General features: G+C 43.4%; 1 protein-coding gene. It reads right to left on the reverse strand.

Annotated features, from left to right (window positions below; translation table 11 throughout):
• Positions 1–233: 233 nt before the first annotated feature.
• Positions 234–449: hypothetical protein (locus J7R13_RS08960; RefSeq protein WP_208438319.1), on the reverse strand; the 216-nt coding region annotated here is incomplete at its 5' end.

The following is a 449-nucleotide window of genomic DNA, read 5'->3' on the forward strand; positions in this document are numbered from 1 at the left end:
GTCCATGAGCCTTTTTACTTGTTATTACAAAAGACTCTTTTTCTTCCCCGCGGGAAAAAAAATCCAAGGAATAAATATCAAAACCTTTCCTGGCCCCTTGAGAACGAAAACCCTGTCCGGCTTGGCCCGTAAGCGGAAAAAATGGACAGAACCCCCCACCTTTTTAAAAAAAAAAACGAAAAAGAATATTAATTGCTGGACACCTGCCCCCCTTCGGTATTTCTTTTTTTTATTTATGCCCACCCCTGGTCTCTCCATTTAATTTTTTTTCTTTTTTCTTTTTTCTTTCTCCTTCCTCCCCTTTCCCCCTTCTTCTCTTCTTTCCCCCCCCCCTTTTTTCTTTCCTCCTCTCCTTCCCTTTTTTTTTTTCCTCCGGCGCCCCTGACCCTTCCCTGTAAGACCGAAGAGTCCATTTTGGCGCTGTAAGCTTTCAAGAGCCATGGCTTTTG

This window comes from Bartonella taylorii 8TBB (assembly GCF_902825155.1).
GTDB lineage: Bacteria > Pseudomonadota > Alphaproteobacteria > Rhizobiales > Rhizobiaceae > Bartonella > Bartonella taylorii_A.